Consider the following 22371-nt stretch of genomic DNA (forward strand, 5'->3'; position numbering starts at 1 on the left):
GTTGTCTTCTTTCCTCTTTTCTTTGGCTCGAATTCATGACTGGCATCTCATCACGCAAAGCCTTAAGACGTCGCACCTGGGCGCTGTTCACGTTCTTCTTTTTACCAGGATTATTAATGGCCTCCTGGGCAACGCGTACCCCTGCCATCAGAGATATTCTCTCCATCTCTACCGCCGAAATGGGCGCGGTGCTGTTTGGACTTTCTATTGGTTCGATGAGTGGCATTCTTTGTTCGGCCTGGCTGGTGAAACGATTTGGCACGCGGAAAGTGATCCGCACCACCATGTCGTGTGCAGTTATCGGAATGACTATCCTCAGCGTGGCACTCTGGCTGAATTCGGCATGGCTTTTCGCATTTGGTCTGGCCGTGTTTGGCGCCAGCTTTGGCGCAGCAGAAGTGGCTATCAACGTCGAAGGTGCGGCGGTTGAACGCGAAATGAATAAAACCGTGCTGCCGATGATGCATGGTTTTTACAGCCTCGGAACGCTGGCGGGCGCAGGAGTCGGGATGATGCTTACCGCCTTCAGCGTCCCGGCAACCGCGCATATTCTGCTGGCGGCGCTGGTAGCTATCACTCCTATCTTCATCGCCATCAAAGCGATTCCTGACGGCACGGGTAAAAATGCCGCTGACGGCTCTCACTCCAGCGAAAAAGGGCTGCCTTTTTATCGCGATATCCAGTTATTGCTGATTGGCGTCGTGGTGCTCGCAATGGCATTTGCTGAAGGTTCCGCCAACGACTGGCTTCCACTGCTGATGGTGGACGGACACGGGTTTAGCCCGACATCAGGCTCGCTTATTTATGCCGGATTTACGCTGGGCATGACGGTTGGCCGATTTACCGGCGGCTGGTTCATCGACCGTTACAGCCGCGTCACGGTGGTACGCGCCAGTGCGCTAATGGGCGCACTCGGGATTAGCCTGATTATTTTTGTCGACAGTACATGGGTGGCCGGAGTTTCCGTTATTCTGTGGGGGCTCGGCGCGTCGCTCGGCTTCCCACTGACCATTTCGGCTGCCAGCGACACTGGCCCTGATGCGCCAACCCGCGTCAGCGTTGTCGCAACCACCGGCTATCTGGCGTTCCTGGTTGGACCGCCGCTGCTGGGATACCTTGGTGAACACTACGGCCTGCGCAGCGCTATGTTGGTGGTGCTGACGCTGGTGCTTGTTGCCGCCATCGTCGCAAAAGCGGTGGCGAAACCCGATCTCAAAAATACCACTGTGATGGAGAACAGCTAATGGCTATTAAGTTAATTGCGGTCGACATGGACGGCACATTTTTAAGCGATCAAAAAACCTATAATCGTGAACGGTTTATGGCGCAATACCGCCAGATGAAAGAACAAGGCATCCGCTTTGTGGTCGCCAGCGGCAACCAGTATTACCAGCTCATCTCCTTTTTCCCCGAGCTGGCCAGTGAAATCTCCTTTGTTGCCGAAAACGGCGGTTGGGTGGTCAGTGAAGGGGAAGATGTCTTTAACGGCGAACTGGCAAAAGACGATTTTCAGGCCATCGTGGAACATCTGCTGACACGTACGGACATTGATATTATCGCCTGCGGTAAAAGCAGCGCTTATACGCTGAAGCAGTACAGCGATGAACATAAGGCTGTTTCCGCCATGTACTATCATCGTCTTGAATTTGTCGATAACTTCGACAACATCAACGATGTATTCTTCAAATTTGGCCTGAATATCTCCGACGATCGCATTCCACAGGTGCAGGCAGATCTTCATGAGGCGATTGGCGATATTATGGTTCCGGTACATACCGGCTACGGCAGCATCGATTTAATTATTCCCGGCGTGCATAAAGCAAACGGTCTGCGTCTGCTGCAACAACGCTGGAATATTACCGACGATGAGGTTGTCGTGTTTGGCGATGGCGGAAATGATATCGAGATGCTGCGCCAGGCAGGGTTTAGTTTTGCAATGGCGAACGCCCATGAACCGGTTATCCAGGCGGCGAAATATCGCGCGGGATCGAACAACGAAGAGGGCGTCCTGGATATTATCGACCGCGTGTTAAACAATGAAGCACCATTTACGCATTAACACCTCAGCACAGACGGCAACAAAATGATGGCATGATCATCGAACATCAGATTGACGATCACCACTAAGTTTCTGCCAGGCCCGGACAACCGGGCTTTAGCCTTCCCGGGAATCCCCTACCCATTTATCTTTCAGGAAGATAACCATCAGAATCAGCCATAGCACGCCGCTTGCCAGATTGAACAGGCTGAACAAGCCGTTGCCTCCCAACAGATAAGCGTGTTTACTTAGTTCAATACCGACGGTAAAAATCAGCATCTGCAGCATGCCCATGGCGGCAGAAACTGTTCCTTTACTCATTTCACTGGCAAACAACGTCAGACGGACCAGCCCCGCATTCGCCACGCCAATACCAAATGCATAGATGCTCAAACCCGCCGTCATCCAAAGATATGCATGGGATGACACCACCGTGGCCGCAGCGGCAATAATCAGCCCGACAGCGATTGGCCAGCCACCCATAATAATCAGCGAACGCACCGTTTTTCGCGAGGTCAAACGAGCCAGCACCAGGTTACCGGCAATCAGCGCACCAAAAATCGGCACCTGCAACAGACCATATTCGTAACTGCTGAGGTGTTCACCGCTAATGATAATAATTGGAGATTGCGCAATCCAGGCCAATAACGGCAGACTGACAAAACCCAGTGCCAGCGCACCTGCAACAAAACGTACGTTTCTGAGCACCAGTTTATAATCTTTACCCAGCTCTTTAATGGACAGCTTTTCGCCCATCCGGGTTGCTGTTTCCGGCATCGCACGTTGCAAACCAAAAAAGGAGATGGCCGCAAGAGCTGCAAACAAGATAAACATGCCTTCCCACGGCAGAACATGCACCCAGGCTGCGCCAACTAATGGTCCCAGCAGCGGTGCAATTAGCGCCACGTTTGCCATCAGCGCGGTAATTTTTATGCAGACCGCTTCTTCAAACGACTCCTGTATGGCGGCGTAGCCCACTGCGCCAATGAAGCACAGGCTTATCCCTTGTAAAAAACGCAGGAAAGTAAACTGTTCAATATTCTGCGCAAGCAGGGTCGCAAGGCAGGTCACAATGAACCAGAGCACGCCGGTTAGCATCACCGGACGACGCCCAACACGATCCGATAGCGGTCCTAACAGCCACTGTAAAAACATGCCGCCAGCCAGATAGGCGGTCATGGATGTGGGTACCCAATCTAATCCTGCATTGTATTGCTCCACCACCGCCAACATTCCAGGCTGGATCATATCGTTGCCGATATAAGTAGAGAATTCGTAAAGCACCAGACAGAGAGGGAAAAGTAATGCCTGACGCCCCAAACGGGCGCCTGAAGATAAACGGTTCTGCATGCAGTCTCTTAGCTATAGAAAAATCGCGCAAAGTGTAATAAATGCGCCGTACTGGTGATAGTGAATTATGTGATTTGAAAGCAAAAAGCGCACATTTTTACATTCATTTGCTCAAGAAGATTTTGCTTTAAGGTTAATTTAAGTTGTGGTCGCTATCATGCTCAATAAGTCTCATTAATTGTCTCAAAAATAGTCATTTAGCAGACAAATAAGACAAGACCGCTTTTTATCCCGTGAAAGCAATTTTATGCTCTCGCTCCCATGGGTCTTTTTAACCATTACGCTGAGTCTGGACGTTATGCTGGAAAATCTGAACAACTCACTTTTTTATCTCATCAATGCCACGCCGGACTCTGCGCAATGGATGATATCGCTTGCCATTTTCATTGCCAAAGATCTGATTAACATCGTACCGCTGTTAGCCGTTGTGCTCTGGCTTTGGGGGCCTCGCGCCCAGGTTACCCTCCAGCGCCAGTTGGTCATAAAAATGGCGATTGCGCTGGCGGTCGGCCTGACTATTTCCTGGCTGATGGGACATCTGTTCCCTCACGATCGCCCGTTTGTAAACCACATCGGTTACAACTTCCTGCATCATGCGGCAGATGACTCTTTCCCGAGCGATCATGGTACGGTTATCTTTACTTTTGCACTGGCTTTCCTGTTCTGGCATCGCCTGTGGACGGGCGCTCTGCTGATGGTCGTTGCCGTGGCGATTGCCTGGTCGCGAGTTTACCTTGGCGTACACTGGCCGCTGGATATGCTGGGAGGCTTACTTGCCGGACTGATCGGTTGCCTGAGCGCCCAGATGATCTGGCAACGGTTTGGCGAAACCCTGTACCTCGGTTTGCAGAATTGCTATCGCATCTGTTTCGCGTTACCTATCCGTAAAGGCTGGGTGCGTGACTAACCCACGGTAAAAAGAGTAGTATTAAGCGCGGCACTGAGCACTTATTCTACTCTCCAGGGGAACTATGGAAACTCGACGCGACGAGCGTATTGGTCAATTACTGCAGGCGCTGAAACGCAGCGATAAACTACATCTAAAAGAAGCCGCGACGCTGCTGGGCGTATCTGAGATGACCATTCGTCGCGATCTGAATAATAACGACGCTCCCGTCGTACTACTCGGGGGCTATATTGTTCTGGAACCCCGCAGCGCAAATCACTATTTAATCAGCGATCAAAAATCCCGGCTGGTTGATGAAAAACGCCGCGCCGCTCAGTTGGCCGCAAGCCTCGTGCAGGCGCACCAGACCCTCTTTTTCGACTGTGGTACCACCACGCCGTGGATCATTGAAGCTATCGACAATGAATTGCCTTTTACCGCAATCTGCTACTCGCTAAATACATTTCTGGTGCTGCAGGAAAAGCCGCAGTGCCGCGTCATTCTGTGTGGTGGCGAATTCCATGCCAGCAACGCCATTTTTAAACCGCTTGATTTCCAGGAAACGCTAAATAACCTGTGTCCGGATATCGCTTTTTATTCCGCTGCGGGCGTTCACATTGAGAAAGGCGCGACCTGTTTTAACCTGGAAGAGCTGCCGGTGAAACATTGGGCGATGTCGATGGCGCAGCATCACGTTCTGGTGGTCGATCACAGTAAGTTTGGTAAAGTGCGTCCGGCGAGGATGGGTGAGGTAAAACGTTTCGATACCATCATCAGCGACAGCCGCCCTGATGATGACTTTGTTGAGTACGCTAAAGCGCAACGTATAAAGCTGATGTATTAAAAGATAATGCCGGATGGCGATAGCGTCATCCGGCAATCGGTGTGATTAAGAGAACCAGCCGCCAAACCACTGGTGGAATTTCATCATCACAAAATCCCACATACGGCTAAAGAAACCGCCCTCTTGCACATCTTCCATCACCATCAACGGGCGCTGCTCGATGGATTTCCCGTTCAACTGGAAGTCGATAGTCCCCACAACCTGGCCTTTCTTCAGCGGCGCAGTTAACTGGGGTTCGGTCAGGGTAAAGCTGGCCTTCAGGTTTTTGAGCTGACCACGCGGGATGGTCACTGAACCACCTTCCCCTGCGCCCAAATTCACTTCGCTCTTGTCACCAAACCAGACGCGCTGAGTCACGAAAGTGGCATCCGGCTTAATCGGCGTGACGGTTTCAAAGAAGCGGAAACCCCAGGTCAGCAGCTTTTCTGACTCATTAAATCGGATGCGGTCAGTTTTCGCCCCCAACACCACGGAGATCAGGCGCATATCGCCTTGAGTCGCGGAAGCGACCAGGTTGTACCCCGCCCCGGCCGTAGTACCCGTTTTCATACCGTCCACATTCAGGTTGGTGCTCCACAACAGACGGTTACGGTTCGGCTGGCGGATTTTATTAAAGGTGAATTCTTTCTCTTTGTGGATAGCATATTCTTCCGGTACATCGTGGATTAACGCCTTCCCGAGCAGCGCCATATCACGTGCGGTACTGAATTGTCCTGCCGCATCCAGGCCATGCACCGTCTGGAAAGTGGTGTTGGTCAGCCCCAGTTTTTTCGCGTAGCCGTTCATCAGACCGATGAACGATTCTTGACTGCCGGCAACATAATCAGCCAGTGCGATACAGGCATCATTACCAGACTGAATGATAACGCCTTTGTTTAGATCGGACACCGCAACCTGATCGCCGGGTTTAAGGAACATGACCGAAGAACCGCGCAGCGCCGGATTACCGGTCGCCCAGGCGTCTTTACCCACAGTGACCATATCGTTGAGGTTAATTTTCCCAGCCTTCAGCGCCTGACCGACTACATAGCTGGTCATGATTTTGGTCAGACTGGCAGGATCCAGTTTCTCATCAGCATTACCTTCCGCCAGCACCTTACCGCTGGCGTAATCCATCAGGATCCAGGCTCGCGCATCCACGCTCGGTGGGGCCGTTGGTTGCTCCGCCGCCTGTACGGTCGGTGCCAAAAGGATTAAGAGTGCAGAACCTGCAGCCAGGCTGCGAAGTGAAGAGAAGTATTGCGTCATAAATGCCACCCGAGTATCCATTCCAAAAAAACCACGTCATACCACACCGTGTTTACACAAAACCGACCAAGCGACCTCGGCCAACCCATGCAGAAAAGGACTGATGGATGACGTGTAACAATAAGTGCGGTGAGTAATAACGCACTAACGAGCTTAAAGAAACCGTAAGTTGGTAAAGTTTTTAAAGTTTATGCAATATCGCCGCGCTGCGCTGCCTCTGGCACGATTTTTTTAGACTTTGTTGCGTAAATATTAGGTTTACCCCACCATGTGAGCGAGCCAGACGACATTTGCAGCCATAAAGCTGCTCAATTTATTTGCGGGGTTACTATGATTACATTGTGGGGTCGCAATAACTCGACCAACGTAAAAAAAGTATTGTGGACGCTCGAAGAACTGGAACTGCCGTATAACCAAATTCTGGCGGGTGGACAGCATGGCGGTAACCACGATGCCGACTATCTGGCTCTGAACCCAAACGGACTGGTCCCGCTGCTACGCGATGATGAAACCGATGTTGTATTGTGGGAATCCAATACCATTGTTCGCTATCTGGCGGCTCAGTATGGACAAAATCGTTTGTGGATTGACGCCCCGGCCACGCGCGCCGTCGGTGAAAAATGGATGGACTGGGCGAACCAGACGCTGAGTCCTGCGCATCGGGTTATCTTATTTGGTCTGGTCAGAACGCCGGCGGAGAAACGCGACATGGCGGCTATTGAGGCCGGAGCGAAGGTATGCGATAACCTGTTTGCCATACTGGACAACGCGCTGGCGGACCAGCCATGGTTCTCCGGAGCTGAATTTGGCACTGCCGATATCGCCGTTGCGCCGTTCATCTATAATCTGTACAACGTTGGCCTGAGCTGGACCCCGCGCCCGCATCTGGAACGCTGGTATCAACAACTGACCGAGCGCCCGGCGTTTCAAAAAATCGTGATGATCCCAGTCAGCTAACTCAATCAGGGACTCACTTTTAGTAATTCCCCGTCGGACTCGTCGGTTAACACGTACAAATAACCGTCTGGTCCGACGCGCACATCACGGATCCTTTGCCCCCTTTCCTGCAACAGACGCTCCTCTTCGGCGACGGTATTCCCTTTAACGCTCAGTACGATCACCGCTTTCTCTTTCAACGCACCGACGAACAACTTCTGCCGCCATTGCGGGAAAGTATCGCTATTATAAAAAGCCATTCCGCTGACCGCAGGTGACTTTTCCCAGTAAAAGATAGGTTGCTCCGTACCCGCAACAATTTGGCCTTTTGCTTCAGGAATTTTAAGCCCACTGTAGTTAACGCCCCAGGTCGCGAGCGGCCAGCCGTAGTTTTTCCCTTTCTCCGGGATATTGATTTCATCGCCTCCGCGTGGACCATGCTCATTGAGCCACAACACATCACTCCACGGGTTCATCGCCATCCCCTGCGGGTTGCGGATGCCATACGACCAAATCTCTGCCCGCGCTCCCGCCATATTCACAAACGGATTATCCGGTGGAATTTTGCCCTCATCGGTCAGTCGTATGACCTTGCCCTGCAGCTTATCCAAATCCTGAGCAGTTGAACGTTGGTTATTCTCACCGAGGCCAATAAACAGATAGCCGTTGCCATCAAACACCATACGTCCACCAAAATGGTTTCCGGTAGAGAGCTTTGGCTGTTGGCGAAAAACGGTCTGAAACCCTTGCAGATGTTTGAGATCGTCGCTCAGTCTTGCGAAACCTACCGCCGTGCCTGCTTTACCTTCACTATCGGCTTCCGCGAAGCTTAGCCACACCCGGCGGGATTGGGTAAAATCCGGGGCCAACGCCACATCAAGCAGTCCCCCCTGCCCCTTCGCCCAGACTTTGGGGACACCAGTCAGCGGGTCGGAAAGCCCCTTCCCAGACTGCCAGAGTCGAAGCTGACCGCCTTTAAGCGTAATGAGCATACCGCGATTATCGGGTAAAAAAGCCAGCGACCACGGGTGATCGAGTTTGGTTTGCAGTACTTCCACTTTTACCGCGGCGGCATAAGAGGAAAACAGCGCAAGTGGAATAGCACAGAGCAAGAATCGACGCATAACACCTCCTTAATGGCTCTGCATAAAGCGTAGCCAGCAAGGGGAATTATCCCGTCATATTTACATAATCTTAACGAAAAGGGGGAGCGCCCTCCCCCTGATTCAGACGAGTTCCAGCGTTGGGTAAGATTCTAAACTCTGGATACTCAGCGTCAGCGTTGTCAGGCAGTTTTCCAGTTTCTCTGCGTTAACGGCGATAAACGTTGGACAATCGTGATGTCCACTCATCAGACAAACAGCAGCGGCGGCTAACGCCCCTTCAGCACGATGAAGGGCATTCCACTCTTCCTGATCAAGATGCATACCGTGAAGCTGTGATTGCTCGTGCAATTCGCGATTCAGTGCAAAAAAATTATCACGCAGACGATCGCTCTCGCTGACTGACATGTAGCCTTTCGCTTTTCTCAACAGCAGATAAGCGGCAAGTTCGATACGGGCATTTATCAATTTGTTGAGAAGATCGGTTCTCAGTCTGTCAACAACCATACTTTGTTCCTCCTCTTTCCAACTATGGTGCAACTTAATAGTATGGTTAATTTTTGAACAAAGTCGTGTCCAGGATCAATCAATCACTTAAAATTAACATAATTTACAAATAATCTTTAATTCCAGGCCGGGCAGGCCGCTGATGGTATGAGATTGCGATACAATTTTTGTTCAGAACTCTGTAGAATCCCTGCCCTGAATATTCCAATAACTGAACACTTTTTACGCTATGAGCAATGTAACCCACCAGCCGAAAATCGGCTTTGTCTCCCTCGGCTGCCCGAAAAACCTTGTCGATTCTGAGCGCATCCTGACCGAACTTCGTACCGAAGGCTATGATGTCGTGCCAAGCTACGACGACGCGGATATGGTCATCGTTAACACCTGCGGCTTTATCGACAGCGCAGTCCAGGAGTCTCTGGAAGCGATTGGCGAAGCGCTGAACGAAAACGGCAAGGTGATCGTCACCGGCTGTCTGGGCGCAAAAGTCGATCAGATCCGTGAAGTCCACCCGAAGGTGCTGGAAATCACCGGGCCGCATAGCTACGAGCAGGTTCTGGAGCACGTACACCATTACGTGCCCAAACCAAAGCATAATCCGTTCCTGAGCCTGGTTCCTGAACAGGGCGTCAAGCTAACACCGCGCCATTATGCCTATCTGAAGATATCTGAAGGCTGTAACCACCGCTGCACCTTCTGCATTATTCCGTCGATGCGTGGCGATCTGGTGAGTCGTCCGATTGGCGATGTTCTCAGCGAAGCTAAACGTCTGGTCGATGCGGGCGTTAAAGAAATTTTAGTGATTTCTCAGGATACCTCCGCTTACGGTGTGGATGTGAAGCATCGTACCGGTTTCCATAACGGCGAGCCGGTCAAAACCAGCATGGTTGATCTTTGCGAGCAGTTATCAAAACTGGGGATCTGGACGCGTCTGCATTATGTTTACCCGTACCCACACGTTGATGATGTGATCCCACTGATGGCGCAAGGGAAAATCCTGCCGTATCTGGACATCCCGCTGCAGCATGCCAGCCCGCGTATTCTCAAGCTGATGAAACGCCCAGGCTCCGTGGACAGACAGCTGGCGCGCATCAAACAGTGGCGTGAAATCTGTCCTGAGCTGACGTTGCGTTCAACCTTTATTGTCGGCTTCCCGGGCGAAACGGAAGAGGACTTCCAGATGCTGCTCGACTTCCTGAAGGAAGCGCGTCTGGACCGCGTGGGCTGCTTTAAATACAGTCCGGTAGAGGGTGCAGGAGCCAATGAGCTGCCGGATCAAGTCCCGGAAGAGGTGAAAGAAGAACGCTGGAACCGCTTTATGCAGTTGCAACAGCAGATCTCTGCTGAGCGTTTGCAGGAGAAAGTGGGCCGCGAAATTCTGGTCATCGTGGACGAAGTTGACGAAGAAGGCGCGATTGGTCGCAGCATGGCTGATGCCCCGGAAATCGACGGCGCGGTATACCTGAATGGCGAAACAAGGGTGAAGCCTGGCGATATCGTTCGCGTGAAAGTCGAAAACGCAGATGAATACGATCTGTGGGGTTCACGCGTTTAATAAGCGTAACTCAACCGTAGGCCGGATAAGGCGTTACGCCGCATCCGGCAACGCCTGATGACGACGCTAGCGCGTCTTATCAGGCCTGAATTTATCCTTTTATCTTCGGGTCCAGCGCGTCGCGAAGGCCATCGCCCAACAAATTAAACGCCAGCACCGTCAGAAATATCGCCACCGCCGGAAAAATCGCCACGTGCGGCGCGATCACCATATCCGCCCGTGCTTCATTGAGCATAGCCCCCCACTCCGGGGTCGGCGGCTGTGCGCCCAATCCCAGAAATGACAGGCTTGCGGCAGAAATAATCGACGTGCCGATTCGCATGGTAAAAAAGACCACGATCGATGAAACCGTCCCCGGCAAGATATGGTTAAAAATGATGGTCGCATCGCTGGCACCAATACTGCGCGCAGATTCAATAAACGTCTGCTGCTTCAGCACCAGCGTATTTCCGCGCACCAGGCGCGCGAAGGCAGGAATGGAGAAAATGGCCACGGCAATAATCACGTTCGCAATGCCGCTGCCCAGCACGGCGACCACGGCTATCGCCAGCAGAATGCCGGGAAAGGCGAACAGCACATCGCAGATACGCATAATCAGCCGATCCCACCAGCCCTCGTAGTATCCCGCCAGCAGACCCAGCACCGTGCCAATCGCCGCGCCAATAAATACGGCAAAGACCCCCGCCGCCAGCGAGATTTGCGCGCCAACCAGCACGCGGCTAAAAATATCCCGCCCCAGCGAGTCAACGCCAAACCAATGCAGCATTGAGGGGCCATCATTTAATCGGTCATAATCGAAGTAGTTCTCGGCATCGAATGGCGTCAACCAGCGAGCAAAAACCGCCACCGCGATCAGGACCAGGACAAATACACCCGCAATCATCGCCATGCGCTGACGGCGAAAACGACGCCAGAACTCATGCCACGGCGTGCGTATCTGCTCTGGCTTAACAAGAGGCATTGCATTTAAAATCGCCTGTCGGCGCCAGTTAAAAAATCGCATCCTTACTTGTACCTGATAGCCGGATTAATGGCGGCGTAAAGCACATCCACCACTAAGTTAATAAGAATAAACTCCAGAGAAAACAACAACACCTCGGCCTGAATCACCGGGTAGTCACGCATTTCGACTGAGTCCACCAACAGTCGCCCAAGACCAGGCCAGTTGAACACCTTCTCAACTACAATAGAACCGCCAAGCAAAAAGCCAAACTGTAGCCCCATCATGGTGACCACTGGGATCATCGCATTACGCAAACCATGTTTTAATACTACCCATGTTTCACTCACCCCTTTGGCCCGCGCGGTACGCATATAGTCTTCACCGAGCACATCGACGAACGATGCGCGAGTAAACCGGGCTAACACCGCGGCCACCGCCGCACCCAGCGTAATTGACGGAAGGATATAGTGCAGCCAGGTGTCAGCGCCAACGGTTGGCAACCACCCAAGCTCAACGGAGAATATCTGCATGAGCAGCATACCGAGCGCAAAAGCCGGAAAAGAGATCCCGGTGACCGCCAGCGTCATACTCAATCTGTCCGGCCAGCGATTGCGCCATACCGCAGCGATAATCCCTGCCGTCATGCCAAATAACACCGCCCACGCCATACTGGCAATGGTCAGCCATAGCGACGGCATAAAACGACTGGCTATCTCTTCTGCAACCGGGCGACGAGAAACCATCGAGATCCCGAAGTCACCTTGCAACACGTTGGTCATGTAATGCCAGAACTGAATATGCAGCGGCTGGTCCAGACCCAACTGCGTACGCACCAGTTCAATCACCTCGGCGTCGGCTTCCGGCCCGGCAATCAACCGGGCCGGATCGCCGGGTAGCAGGTGAACAAATAAAAACACCAGCACCGCAACAATCAACAGCGTTGGAATCAACCCCAGCAGGCGCTTGAAAACATAGTTAAGCATCACACTCCCTTCGCCGGCCCCTGGTTTGCGGGGCCGAATGAATCGCTTATTTTAAATCCGCATCATCAAAGCTAAATCCGGTATCCGGCATGATCCAGAACCCGGTCAGTCTGGTGCTGTGCGCCGAAATCAGTTTTTCTACAACCAGCGGGATCCACGGCGACTCTTTCCAGATGATATCCTGCGCATCCTTGTACAGCTTCGCTTTCTGCGCCGGATCGTTGGTTTGCAATGCCGCCGCTAAATCACTGTCCACCTGTTTATTGCTGTAGAACGCCGTATTAAACAGCGTTGGCGGCCAGTTTTGTGATGCAAACAGCGGTGACAGCGCCCAGTCCGCTTCCCCGGTAGAGGCAGACCAGCCGGTGTAGAACATCCGCACCCCGCTCTCTTTCTGCGCTTTACCCTCGACTTCCGCGGCGCGCTGACCAGCATCCATCGCCGTCACCTGTGCCTTAATACCCACCTGCGCCAGCTGCTGCTGGGTAAATTGCAGCACTTTCTGCGCGGTACTGTGGTTATGCGAAGACCACAGCGTGGTAGTAAAACCGTTCGGATAACCCGCTTCTTTCAGCAGCTCGCGCGCTTTCGCCGGATCGTATGGCCATGGCGTATAACTTTGGGCGTAAGCTATCGATGGCGGAAGAACGCCCGTTGCCGGCGTCGCGTAACCGGCAAACGCCACTTTCACCAGCGCCTGACGGTTGATGGCATAATTCAGCGCCTCACGCACCTTCGGGTTATCGAACGGTTTTTGCGTGACGTTCATGCTGATATAACGCTGCATGATAGACGGACTCGCCACCAGTTCCAGGTTTTTGTTCTTCGCCAGTAACGCCGCCTGCTCGTAAGGGATCGGGAAGGCAAACTGGGCTTCCCCGGTCTGTAGCATGGCCGCGCGCGTGTTGTTGTCGGTCACCGGACGCCAGGTAATCGTGTCCAGCTTTGGCAGCCCTTGCTGCCAGTAACCCGCGAACTTCTTAACCCTCACAAAATCCGTCTGATTCCAGGTATCAAGTTGATATGGCCCGGTGCCGACAGGGTGGAAACCAATCTCCTTGCCATATTTCTCCAACGCGGCGGGAGAAATCATCGCCGTTGCCGGGTGCGCCAGGATATTGATAAATGCAGAGAACGGCTGCTTCAGCGTAATCTTCACCGTTGACGGATCGACAACCTCGGTTTTATCGATATTCTTATACAGGTTGTAGCGTTTCAGACGATTCTCCGGATTGCTGGCCCGGTCGAGGTTAGCTTTAACTGCCTCGGCGTTGAAGTCGGTGCCATCCTGAAATTTCACGCCCTGACGCAGCTTAAGAGTGTAAGTCAGGCCATCATCAGAAACCGTATAGCTCTCCGCCAGCACATTTTTCAGCTTCATCTCTTTATCAAGGCCAAACAGTCCCTGATAAAACGACTTCGCTACTGCCTGCGACAACGTGTCGTTCGCGTCATAGGGGTCGAGCGTGGTGAAATTGGATCCTACCGCCACCACTACGTCTTTGGCGGCCCAGCCAGGCGATGCGGCCAGCGCAGAGGCCACTCCCACAGCAACCAGCCATTTCCGAGCAACAATTTTTGTCATGTTATTCTCCTTAAACCCTGCCTGCCTGTTATAAACGCGAAAGCGCATTGTCTGGCTGCCCGCGCGCAACATAATGCCCCGGGCCCACTAACTGGAGTGAAACGGGGGAAATATCTTCACCGCGTTTGCGAATATTGCTGGGGATATCATCCGACAACAGCACACGCTGCGGTCGGTGATGCGATGGATCGGCGACCGGGACTGCCGCCATCAGTTTGCGGGTGTACGGGTGCTGCGGATTTTCAAACACCGCGCGTCGGGGGCCAATCTCAACGATTTGTCCAAGATACATCACCGCCACACGATGACTAATGCGCTCCACCACCGCCATGTCGTGGGAAATAAACAGGTAAGCGATCCCCATTTCCCGCTGCAGGTCGAGCAACAGGTTGATAATTTGCCCACGAATTGAGACATCCAGCGCCGAGACGGACTCATCGGCAATAATCACTTTGGGATTGAGCGCCAGCGCCCGGGCAATGCAGATACGCTGACGCTGACCACCGGAAAACTCGTGCGGATAGCGCCAGGCATGCTCAGGGAGCAATCCTACGCGTTCCAGCAGCCATGCAACCCGTTTTGCCGCCGCATCACCTTGCAGTAATCCATGGACCCGTAGCGGCTCTAAAATGGAATATCCCACCGTCTGACGTGGATCGAGTGAAGCATACGGGTCCTGAAAAATAAACTGAATATCCCGACGCAACGGCTGTAATTTACTGGCGGCCAGAGTATCAATACGCTGTCCATTAAAAATGATTTCTCCGCGCTGAGACTCGACAAGGCGCAGCAGCGCGCGCCCGGTGGTGGATTTCCCACATCCCGACTCGCCCACCAACGAGAGCGTTTCTCCGGGCCACAGGTCAAAGCTGACGTTTTCTACCGCATGCACCTCGCGAGTGACCCGATTAAAAATGCCGCTACGCAGAGGAAATCGCGTCACCAGGTTACGTACCTGTAGAATTGGCTCGCCTTCAACCACGGTATCCTGTTCAGTCTGGGGCTCTATATGACTGGGATCGTGTAACGAAATGAGCGGAAACCGGCGCGGATAGGCTTGTCCGCTCATCGCCCCAAGCTGCGGCACGGCTGCCAGCAGTGCTTTGGTGTAAGGATGTTGGGGAGCATGAAAAATCTGCTCTACGCTGCCGGTTTCTACCGCCTCGCCCTGATACATCACCAGCACACGGTCGGCAATATCCGCCACCACGCCCATGTCATGGGTAATAAAAATCACCCCCATCGACATATCCTGCTGCAACACTTTTATCAGTTGCAGGATCTGCGCCTGAATCGTCACGTCCAGCGCGGTGGTAGGTTCATCGGCAATCAAAACCGCAGGGCGGCACGACAGCGCCATGGCGATCATCACCCGCTGACGCATGCCGCCGGAAAGCTGGTGCGGATAGCGCGACAAAATCGCCTTCGCCTCAGGGATACGCACCTGGTCGAGCATCCGTTTAGCTTCCACCATCGCCTCTTCGTGGCTGGCTCCCTGATGCAAGCGGATTGACTCGGCAATTTGCTCACCCACGGTAAATACCGGATTGAGCGATGTCATGGGCTCCTGGAAGATCATGGCAATATCCGCGCCCCGTACGTGACGCATCTGCGATGCGCTCTGTTCACCCAGCTCAATAACCTGTCGATTACGGCGTCGAAGAAGCATTTCATCGCAGCTCACCTCACCGCCTGACTGTTCAATCAGACGCATCAGCGACAAGGCCGTGACCGACTTTCCTGAACCAGACTCGCCCACTATCGCCAGCGTTTCGCCACGCTTCAGGCGAAACGACAGATTGCGCACCGCGCTAATGCGCTGCTGCTCCTGTTCAAAGGCAATATTCAGGTTGCTGACGGACAGCACATCACTGGCATCAAGCTCATCACTGTGTGGCAACGGTATCTCCTTTTTCCCGATAAATACCGGTGGTGGGCGTATCGCCTGCGTATCCCCAGGCGCGGTACATGCCTTCGCTGTTAAACGGCAAAGCAACATTGCCCTCATGATCGATGGCAATTAAACCGCCGCTACCACCGAGTGCCGGTAATTTTTCCATCACTACGCGCTCACACGCCTCTGATAAACTCAAACCGCCATAATCCATCAACGCCGCAATGTCATAGGCCGCCAGCGCACGAATAAAAACTTCACCGGTTCCGGTGCAGGAGACAGCCACACTTGCGTTATTGGCATAACAGCCTGCGCCGACCAGCGGACTATCACCCACCCGCCCCGGTAATTTGTTGGTCATCCCGCCGGTCGAAGTTGCCGCCGCCAGATTGCCAAACATATCCAGCGCAACCGCACCCACGGTACCCATTTTGTTGTTTTCATCCAGCGGAGTCGCGCTGTGATCCAGCATCGTATCCCCCACCGCTTGCGCTGCCAGCAGCTGTGCGTAGCGTTCTGGCGTCGAGAAAATATCCGCCGAAACACGCGCCATACCCTGCGCAATGGCAAAATTTTCTGCCCCTTCACCAATCATCATGACGTGGGGGCTGCGTTCCATCACCAGGCGCGCTGCGAGAATCGGGTTTCGCAAATGGCTTACCCCGGCGACGGCACCAGCGTTCAGCGTATTACCGTCCATCACGCAGGCGTCCAGCTCATGGGTTTCATCACGGGTATACACCGCGCCAATTCCGGCGTTAAACAACGGACACTCTTCCAGCAAACGTACGGCTTCGGTAACCACATCCAGTGCGCTACGACCGTCTTCAAGCATCCGCTGGCCGGTTTCAACGATATCCGACAGCGCCTGTATATAACGCAACTCTTGCTCCTGGCTCAGCTGCGCGCGGGTGATAGCCCCTGCGCCGCCGTGAATTGCAATGACTGCTTTACCCATTTTATTCGTCCATAAGGTGGCTCGTTCCGGGGTTATAAATATCAGAATTTCTGTAGCATATTGATTCGATTTTTGAATATAGAAAGATGCAGACGTCATGTAAAGGTAAAGGCCCGCCCCGCACACCCCATCGCATCAGGTCATGCAGCGGTGTTCAACAGAAAAAAGATTCCTCGACGTTATTGAATAAATTAATTCAAGCGATCGGTAATCTGTTTTTTTGAATAAAACACAAAGCGTTCAACAGACGGCATACACGCAGCCCAGTTCTGTTTGGTTAACCCCAGGTATTCCGCACGCGCAGCTTGCAGCGTACCAGCGTGCTCAACGGGTAATTGCGGTATGAGCCAGGACGCAGCCTCATCTTTAGCGACAATATTGCCCGTAACCACGCTATACCAGATGCGTGCCAGAGCAAGGATGATATTACGCTCGTCCCCTATTAAATCGTCCGGTGTCTGCCACATCTCAAGAATATGTCGGAATGTTTGCACGACATCGGTAAAAGGAATGACGTTGAATAACGTCTCAGCGGGTTCGCCGAATAACGGTATGCTGGCGCGCCGGGCCTGGGTCAGCAGAATAGAAAGATCGGGATCTTCCTGCGCCGGTTCAAACACGCCAGCGCAGATATCATCACGCAACCATTCGCCAAACTGCATCTCCCTCGCAGGTGGGAATCGCCAGGGTACAACCTGCGAGTAGAGAATGATAGTGACTTCCAGCGCGCGATATTGCTCTGAGGTGCCGGGAGGTGCAGAGATGTTCAACAAATCCTGCATCACTTTTTTTCTTTGCCAGGCATCCATTGGTTTACGTAAGGTGACCAACAAATCTATATCGCTTTGGGGTTTTAAGCCGCCTTCAACAGCAGAACCATACAAATGAATGGCGACAAGATTGCCTTCAAAAATCTGGCGGATGAGCGTACTGGCGGCATCCACCTGTCGTCGAATTGCGTTCGGGATAATATTAGTCATCTAGCCCCCTGGGGAAAAAGAGCGGAAATAGTGAGTCTATACTGCATTTTTTCTGTCACGCTACTTCTGGCATAAAACCTGGAGCATATCTGATCCTAAGTCTGAGGTGGCATACTGTCCGCGTCCATTTTCTGACATAATAAGCGGATTCGATTTTGCCTCGCAGGAGTCTTCTCATGGAATTTACCGCCGGACTGATGCCGCTTGAAACGGCTCTCTCTCAGATGCTTTCGCGTATCACCCCGCTCACCGCCGTCGAAACGCTACCACTGGTTGAATGCTTTGGCCGCATTCTGGCCACCGACATCGTCTCCCCGATTGATGTCCCGGGATTCGATAACTCGGCAATGGATGGCTATGCGGTGCGATTAGCCGATTTACACACTGAGCAGCCTCTTGCGGTAGCGGGTAAAGCCTTTGCTGGTCAGCCTTTCCATGGCGAATGGCCTGCGGGAACCTGCATCCGCATTATGACCGGTGCCCCGGTTCCTGCCGGTTGCGAAGCAGTAGTGATGCAGGAACAAACGGAACAAACGGACGACGGTGTGCGCTTTACCGCCAAAGTCCGCAGTGGGCAAAATATACGTCTGCGCGGTGAAGATATTGCAAACGGCGCGGTGGTGTTTCCCGCCGGGACTCGCCTGACAACTGCCGAGCTTCCTGTGCTGGCTTCGCTCGGTATTGCCGATGCCCCCGTTGTGCGCAAAGTCCGCGTGGCGCTGTTTTCCACCGGCGATGAACTGCAATTGCCTGGTCAGCCGCTGGAGGACGGACAGATTTATGACACTAACCGTCTGACCGTTCACCTTATGCTGCAGCAGTTAGGCTGCGAGGTGATCAACTTAGGAATTATTCGCGACGATCCCAACGCGTTGCGCGCCGCGTTTATCGAAGCCGACAGCCAGGCTGACGTCGTTATCAGCTCCGGTGGTGTTTCAGTTGGCGAAGCGGATTACACCAAAACTATTCTGGAAGAGCTGGGAGAAATCGCCTTCTGGAAGCTGGCCATCAAACCGGGCAAACCGTTCGCCTTTGGCAAACTGAGCAATAGCTGGTTTTGCGGCCTGCCGGGTAACCCGGTGTCTGCGGCCCTCACCTTTTATCAACTGGTCCAACCGCTACTGGCAAAACTCAGCGGTAACACCGCCTGTGGACTGCCTCCACGCCAGCGCGTGCGCACCGCATCACGCCTGAAGAAAACGCCTGGCCGTCTGGATTTTCAGCGCGGTGTATTGCAGCGCAATGCAGAAGGTGAACTGGAAGTCACCACCACCGGACATCAGGGCTCACATATTTTTAGCTCCTTTAGCATGGGCAACTGTTTTATCGTGCTGGAACGCGATCGTGGTAACGTCGAAGCCGGAGAATGGGTTGAGGTCGAGCCGTTTAACGCACTGTTTGGAGGCCTGTAATGGCAGAACTCAGCGACCAGGAGATGATGCGCTATAACCGGCAAATCATTCTGCGCGGCTTCGATTTCGAAGGTCAGGAAGCGCTCAAGGAGGCGCGGGTACTGGTCGTTGGTCTGGGCGGACTGGGATGCGCGGCAACTCAGTATCTTGCGGGCGCAGGCGTCGGAAATTTAACCCTGCTCGACTTTGACACGGTCTCCGTGTCAAATCTCCAACGTCAGACGCTGCACAGCGATGCAACCGTTGGACAGCCGAAAGTGCTATCCGCCCGCGACGCCCTGGCGCGGATTAACCCCTATGTCGCCATTACGCCAGTGAATGCGCTACTGGACGATAGTGAGATTCACAGACTTATCGCCGAACACGATTTGGTGCTGGACTGTACGGATAACGTCAGCATTCGTAATCAGCTGAATGCCGGATGCTATGTCGCGAAGATTCCGCTGGTTTCTGGTGCGGCAATCCGCATGGAAGGACAAATTACCGTCTTTACGTATCAGGAAGGCGAGCCCTGCTACCGTTGTCTGAGCCGCCTGTTCGGTGAAAACGCCCTGACCTGCGTAGAGGCCGGCGTAATGGCTCCCCTGATCGGGGTAATCGGATCGTTACAGGCGATGGAAGCCATTAAGCTGCTGGCAAACTACGGTAAACCGGCATCTGGAAAAATCGTCATGTACGACGCCATGACCTGCCAGTTTCGTGAAATGAAACTGATGCGTAATCCAGGGTGTGAGGTCTGCGGGCAATAATGCCGGGAGGAGTCCCGGCACTCTGGCTTAAATAGAAGTACGGCCAAATGCGCTCTGCCAGTCATGCTCGAACTTGGCTACGGCAGCATCAACAGCCGGAGAGCTTATCATCTGTTGAGCGACATCCAACGGCAGCGTGATGGACTCGCAGCCCACCAGCAGGCAATCCAGCGCCTGACGCGGCGTTTTGAAACTGGCGGCCAGCACTTTGGCGTGTGGGGCATGCATTTTCAATAAGGCCTGCAGATCGGTCACCGTTTGAATGCCATCTCCCCCCTGAGCATCCACGCGGTTAACGTATGGCGCGACATATTCCGCCCCCGCAAGCGCAGCTAAAAGCCCCTGAGCAGCACCGTAAACCGCAGTACCCAGCGTCGGGATACCTTCTTCTTTCAGCAACTTAATCGCCGTCAGACCTTCTGCCGTAACCGGCACTTTCACGACGATATCCGCGATGATTGCCCGCAGTTTACGCGCATCGCTGACCATCCCTTCGGCGGTGGTCGCCATTACCTGAGCAAACAGACGTCCTTGCCCGCCCATTGCGTCCTGCAGTTGCGGCAGTAACACATCCAGCGTTTGCTTACCTGCCGCCACAATGCTTGGGTTAGTGGTCACCCCTGCCAGCGGAAAAACACGCGCCAGCGTTTTAACTGCGGCAACGTCAGACGTATCTAAATAGAGTTCCATAACCTTTCCTCAAACGAATAATTAGCATGAATAAAAGGTAGCACAGCGAAACCTCACGGTTAGTTGACGCACGTCAATATAACTTTCATTCGAAAGTAATTTAATCTTTGTATGAAAGAAAAGAGGCCGCTTATGATTTTTAATATCCAGCGCTATTCCACTCATGATGGTCCCGGTATCCGCACCGTGGTGTTTTTTAAGGGATGTTCCCTGGGCTGTCGGTGGTGTCAGAATCCGGAAAGTCGCGCCCGGACGCAGGATCTGCTTTATGACGCACGTCTGTGCCTCGATGGTTGCGATCTTTGTGCTAAGGCAGCACCGGCAGTGATTGAGCGGGCGCTGAGCGGGTTGCTGATTCATCGCGAAAAACTGAGCGATAATGCTCTGACGGCGCTGACCCACTGCTGCCCTACCCAGGCGCTGACCGTCTGTGGAGAGGTAAAAAGCGTGGATGACATCATGGCGACCGTATTACGTGATAAACCGTTTTACGATCGCAGCGGTGGGGGGCTCACTCTTTCCGGCGGCGAACCGTTTATGCAGCCAGAGCTGGCGGCTAAATTGTTCCAGGCCAGCCACGAGGCGGGCATTCATACTGCGGTAGAGACCTGTCTGCATGTTCCATGGAAGTATATCGAACCTTCGTTACCTTACGTTGATCTGTTCCTGGCCGATTTAAAACATGTCGCCGATGCGCCGTTTAAACAGTGGACTGATGGCAGCGCCTCTCGCGTGCTGGAAAACCTGAAAAAACTGGCCGCCGCCGGTAAAAAAATAATTATCCGCGTCCCGCTGATTCAGGGATTCAATGCTGACGAAGCGGCTATTCAGGCCATTACCGATTTTGCCGCCGACGAACTCCACGTCGGAGAGATCCATTTTTTGCCCTACCACACGCTGGGCATCAACAAATACCACTTACTCAATCAACCCTACAATGCCCCGGATAAACCGCTTGATGCGCCTGCGCTGCTCGAATTTGCCCAGCAGTACGCCAGCCTTAAAGGTTTAACCGCTGCCGCGCGCCAATCAAAACGCGACACATTGACAACTAACATTGGATCGCGTTTGTGATCGTGATTTATATGTCAGATGCTGGGAATCGTTTGTACAGGGTTGAGATTCCGACGTCATAAATTAGGGCCACCCTCTGACGAGTTTCGCCAGCCGCTAACAATCTTCCAACCTGCGCCCACTGTTCAGGTGTTAACTTAGGTCTTCGACCTCCCACGCGCCCCTCAGCTCGCGCAGCAGCCAAACCTGCACGTGTACGTTCAACAATCAGTTCACGTTCCATCTCGGCCAATGCCCCCATAACATGAAAGAAGAAGCGCCCCATTGGCGATGAAGTATCTATGCTGTCAGTCAGACTTTTAAAGTTGATACCTCGCTCGCGTAGTTCTTCCACCAGTCCAACCAGATGACGCATGCTGCGTCCGAGGCGATCAAGCTTCCAGACCACGAGGGTGTCACCTTCAGATAGCGTTCTGAGTACTCGTTTAAGTCCAGGTCTGTCTGAGGTTCTGCCGCTTATCTTGTCTTCAAAAATCAGCTCACATCCTGCACATTCCAGCGCATTACGCTGTAATGCTGTGTTCTGGTCATTTGTTGATACACGTACATAGCCAATAAGCATGGTTAAACTCACTTTAAATGGCGGGAATAATGCCATTTGAGCGACTAAGGATCATTATCGGAAACGTTGGTTTG

General features: G+C 53.1%; 21 protein-coding genes. 9 read left to right on the forward strand and 12 right to left on the reverse strand.

What is annotated here, in order from left to right; translation table 11 throughout:
* Positions 1-35: 35 nt before the first annotated feature.
* Both OGX99_RS23650 and OGX99_RS23655 read left to right on the forward strand, forming a co-directional pair.
* Positions 36-1244 carry an MFS transporter gene (locus tag OGX99_RS23650; RefSeq protein ID WP_151225008.1) on the forward strand — a complete coding sequence of 403 codons (1209 nt, stop codon included), beginning with the start codon at positions 36-38 and terminating at the stop codon, positions 1242-1244.
* Positions 1244-2059 carry a Cof-type HAD-IIB family hydrolase gene (locus OGX99_RS23655; RefSeq protein WP_151225006.1) on the forward strand — a complete coding sequence of 272 codons (816 nt, stop codon included), beginning with the start codon at positions 1244-1246 and terminating at the stop codon, positions 2057-2059. Before OGX99_RS23650 ends, OGX99_RS23655 begins: the two co-directional genes overlap by 1 nt.
* A 96-nt stretch (positions 2060-2155) precedes the next feature.
* Here OGX99_RS23655 and OGX99_RS23660 read toward each other — a convergent pair whose 3' ends face one another.
* Positions 2156-3388 (reverse strand): MFS transporter, encoded by a 1233-nt coding sequence (locus OGX99_RS23660; protein WP_210904871.1) that lies wholly within the window; start codon positions 3386-3388, stop codon positions 2156-2158.
* A gap of 298 nt (positions 3389-3686) precedes the next feature.
* Between OGX99_RS23660 and ybjG the strand changes: the two genes are divergently transcribed.
* On the forward strand, positions 3687-4295 hold the full coding sequence (ybjG, locus tag OGX99_RS23665; RefSeq protein WP_187253026.1) for an undecaprenyl-diphosphate phosphatase: 609 nt from the start codon (positions 3687-3689) through the stop codon (positions 4293-4295).
* Between the two features lie 64 nt (positions 4296-4359).
* Entirely contained in the window at positions 4360-5118 is a 759-nt protein-coding gene (gene deoR, locus OGX99_RS23670; protein WP_151225005.1) for a DNA-binding transcriptional repressor DeoR, read from the forward strand.
* 45 nt (positions 5119-5163) lie between these two features.
* Here deoR and dacC read toward each other — a convergent pair whose 3' ends face one another.
* Entirely contained in the window at positions 5164-6366 is a 1203-nt protein-coding gene (gene dacC, locus OGX99_RS23675; RefSeq protein ID WP_151219632.1) for a serine-type D-Ala-D-Ala carboxypeptidase, read from the reverse strand.
* Positions 6367-6696: 330 nt separating this feature from the next.
* Here dacC and OGX99_RS23680 point away from each other — a divergent pair, with 330 nt between their 5' ends.
* On the forward strand, positions 6697-7323 hold the full coding sequence (locus OGX99_RS23680; protein ID WP_151219631.1) for a glutathione S-transferase family protein: 627 nt from the start codon (positions 6697-6699) through the stop codon (positions 7321-7323).
* A 5-nt stretch (positions 7324-7328) separates the two neighbouring features.
* On the opposite strand, the gene OGX99_RS23685 is transcribed toward OGX99_RS23680, so the two are convergent.
* Entirely contained in the window at positions 7329-8426 is a 1098-nt protein-coding gene (locus OGX99_RS23685; protein ID WP_286545306.1) for a PQQ-dependent sugar dehydrogenase, read from the reverse strand.
* 102 nt (positions 8427-8528) lie between these two features.
* Positions 8529-8912, reverse strand: coding sequence for a biofilm formation regulator BssR (gene bssR / locus OGX99_RS23690; RefSeq protein WP_151219629.1), 384 nt, complete (start codon positions 8910-8912; stop codon positions 8529-8531).
* Between the two features lie 229 nt (positions 8913-9141).
* Between bssR and rimO the strand changes: the two genes are divergently transcribed.
* Positions 9142-10467, forward strand: a complete 1326-nt coding sequence (gene rimO / locus OGX99_RS23695) for a 30S ribosomal protein S12 methylthiotransferase RimO (protein WP_151219628.1) — start codon at positions 9142-9144, stop codon at positions 10465-10467.
* A gap of 91 nt (positions 10468-10558) precedes the next feature.
* Here rimO and gsiD read toward each other — a convergent pair whose 3' ends face one another.
* The 6 genes from gsiD to OGX99_RS23725 form a co-directional block, all read right to left on the reverse strand.
* Positions 10559-11470, reverse strand: coding sequence for a glutathione ABC transporter permease GsiD (gene gsiD, locus OGX99_RS23700; protein ID WP_151219627.1), 912 nt, complete (start codon positions 11468-11470; stop codon positions 10559-10561).
* 2 nt (positions 11471-11472) lie between these two features.
* Positions 11473-12393 (reverse strand): glutathione ABC transporter permease GsiC, encoded by a 921-nt coding sequence (gene gsiC, locus OGX99_RS23705; protein ID WP_151219626.1) that lies wholly within the window; start codon positions 12391-12393, stop codon positions 11473-11475.
* A 46-nt stretch (positions 12394-12439) separates the two neighbouring features.
* Entirely contained in the window at positions 12440-13978 is a 1539-nt protein-coding gene (gene gsiB, locus OGX99_RS23710; RefSeq protein WP_151225001.1) for a glutathione ABC transporter substrate-binding protein GsiB, read from the reverse strand.
* Between the two features lie 28 nt (positions 13979-14006).
* Positions 14007-15878 carry a glutathione ABC transporter ATP-binding protein GsiA gene (gene gsiA / locus OGX99_RS23715; protein WP_210904868.1) on the reverse strand — a complete coding sequence of 624 codons (1872 nt, stop codon included), beginning with the start codon at positions 15876-15878 and terminating at the stop codon, positions 14007-14009.
* Positions 15865-16830: a beta-aspartyl-peptidase gene (iaaA, locus tag OGX99_RS23720; RefSeq protein WP_252838046.1), complete on the reverse strand. Its 966-nt coding sequence runs from the start codon at positions 16828-16830 to the stop codon at positions 15865-15867. Before iaaA ends, gsiA begins: the two co-directional genes overlap by 14 nt.
* Positions 16831-17021: 191 nt before the next feature.
* Positions 17022-17810, reverse strand: coding sequence for an aminoglycoside adenylyltransferase family protein (locus OGX99_RS23725; RefSeq protein WP_252838045.1), 789 nt, complete (start codon positions 17808-17810; stop codon positions 17022-17024).
* 176 nt (positions 17811-17986) lie between these two features.
* Here OGX99_RS23725 and moeA point away from each other — a divergent pair, with 176 nt between their 5' ends.
* A complete protein-coding gene (gene moeA / locus OGX99_RS23730) occupies positions 17987-19222 on the forward strand; it encodes a molybdopterin molybdotransferase MoeA (protein ID WP_151224998.1) in 1236 nt (411 codons plus the stop codon).
* Positions 19222-19971, forward strand: a complete 750-nt coding sequence (gene moeB, locus OGX99_RS23735; protein WP_151219620.1) for a molybdopterin-synthase adenylyltransferase MoeB — start codon at positions 19222-19224, stop codon at positions 19969-19971. The genes moeA and moeB overlap by 1 nt, the downstream gene beginning before the upstream one ends.
* 27 nt (positions 19972-19998) lie before the next feature.
* On the opposite strand, the gene fsa is transcribed toward moeB, so the two are convergent.
* A complete protein-coding gene (gene fsa, locus OGX99_RS23740) occupies positions 19999-20661 on the reverse strand; it encodes a fructose-6-phosphate aldolase (protein ID WP_151219619.1) in 663 nt (220 codons plus the stop codon).
* Positions 20662-20793: 132 nt separating this feature from the next.
* Here fsa and OGX99_RS23745 point away from each other — a divergent pair, with 132 nt between their 5' ends.
* A complete protein-coding gene (locus OGX99_RS23745; RefSeq protein WP_286545312.1) occupies positions 20794-21735 on the forward strand; it encodes a glycyl-radical enzyme activating protein in 942 nt (313 codons plus the stop codon).
* 7 nt (positions 21736-21742) lie between these two features.
* Here the strand turns inward: OGX99_RS23745 and OGX99_RS23750 are convergent, their stop codons facing one another.
* On the reverse strand, positions 21743-22297 hold the full coding sequence (locus OGX99_RS23750; protein WP_023277357.1) for a recombinase family protein: 555 nt from the start codon (positions 22295-22297) through the stop codon (positions 21743-21745).
* Positions 22298-22371 lie beyond the last annotated feature (74 nt).

The organism is Citrobacter sp. Cu096, assembly GCF_030332285.1.
Lineage (GTDB): Bacteria > Pseudomonadota > Gammaproteobacteria > Enterobacterales > Enterobacteriaceae > Citrobacter > Citrobacter meridianamericanus.

Bases quoted from the DNA above. Each gene is read 5' to 3' on its own strand.
- dacC (WP_151219632.1), bottom strand. From the start codon at position 6,366: ATGACGCAATACTTCTCTTCACTTCGCAGCCTGGCTGCAGGTTCTGCA.
- gsiD (WP_151219627.1), bottom strand. From the start codon at position 11,470: ATGCGATTTTTTAACTGGCGCCGACAGGCGATTTTAAATGCAATGCCT.
- bssR (WP_151219629.1), bottom strand. From the start codon at position 8,912: ATGGTTGTTGACAGACTGAGAACCGATCTTCTCAACAAATTGATAAAT.
- rimO (WP_151219628.1), top strand. From the start codon at position 9,142: ATGAGCAATGTAACCCACCAGCCGAAAATCGGCTTTGTCTCCCTCGGC.
- OGX99_RS23650 (WP_151225008.1), top strand. From the start codon at position 36: ATGACTGGCATCTCATCACGCAAAGCCTTAAGACGTCGCACCTGGGCG.
- fsa (WP_151219619.1), bottom strand. From the start codon at position 20,661: ATGGAACTCTATTTAGATACGTCTGACGTTGCCGCAGTTAAAACGCTG.
- OGX99_RS23680 (WP_151219631.1), top strand. From the start codon at position 6,697: ATGATTACATTGTGGGGTCGCAATAACTCGACCAACGTAAAAAAAGTA.
- moeB (WP_151219620.1), top strand. From the start codon at position 19,222: ATGGCAGAACTCAGCGACCAGGAGATGATGCGCTATAACCGGCAAATC.
- OGX99_RS23750 (WP_023277357.1), bottom strand. From the start codon at position 22,297: ATGCTTATTGGCTATGTACGTGTATCAACAAATGACCAGAACACAGCA.
- iaaA (WP_252838046.1), bottom strand. From the start codon at position 16,830: ATGGGTAAAGCAGTCATTGCAATTCACGGCGGCGCAGGGGCTATCACC.
- OGX99_RS23745 (WP_286545312.1), top strand. From the start codon at position 20,794: ATGATTTTTAATATCCAGCGCTATTCCACTCATGATGGTCCCGGTATC.
- OGX99_RS23685 (WP_286545306.1), bottom strand. From the start codon at position 8,426: ATGCGTCGATTCTTGCTCTGTGCTATTCCACTTGCGCTGTTTTCCTCT.
- gsiB (WP_151225001.1), bottom strand. From the start codon at position 13,978: ATGACAAAAATTGTTGCTCGGAAATGGCTGGTTGCTGTGGGAGTGGCC.
- OGX99_RS23660 (WP_210904871.1), bottom strand. From the start codon at position 3,388: ATGCAGAACCGTTTATCTTCAGGCGCCCGTTTGGGGCGTCAGGCATTA.
- ybjG (WP_187253026.1), top strand. From the start codon at position 3,687: ATGCTGGAAAATCTGAACAACTCACTTTTTTATCTCATCAATGCCACG.
- deoR (WP_151225005.1), top strand. From the start codon at position 4,360: ATGGAAACTCGACGCGACGAGCGTATTGGTCAATTACTGCAGGCGCTG.
- moeA (WP_151224998.1), top strand. From the start codon at position 17,987: ATGGAATTTACCGCCGGACTGATGCCGCTTGAAACGGCTCTCTCTCAG.
- OGX99_RS23655 (WP_151225006.1), top strand. From the start codon at position 1,244: ATGGCTATTAAGTTAATTGCGGTCGACATGGACGGCACATTTTTAAGC.
- gsiC (WP_151219626.1), bottom strand. From the start codon at position 12,393: ATGCTTAACTATGTTTTCAAGCGCCTGCTGGGGTTGATTCCAACGCTG.
- OGX99_RS23725 (WP_252838045.1), bottom strand. From the start codon at position 17,810: ATGACTAATATTATCCCGAACGCAATTCGACGACAGGTGGATGCCGCC.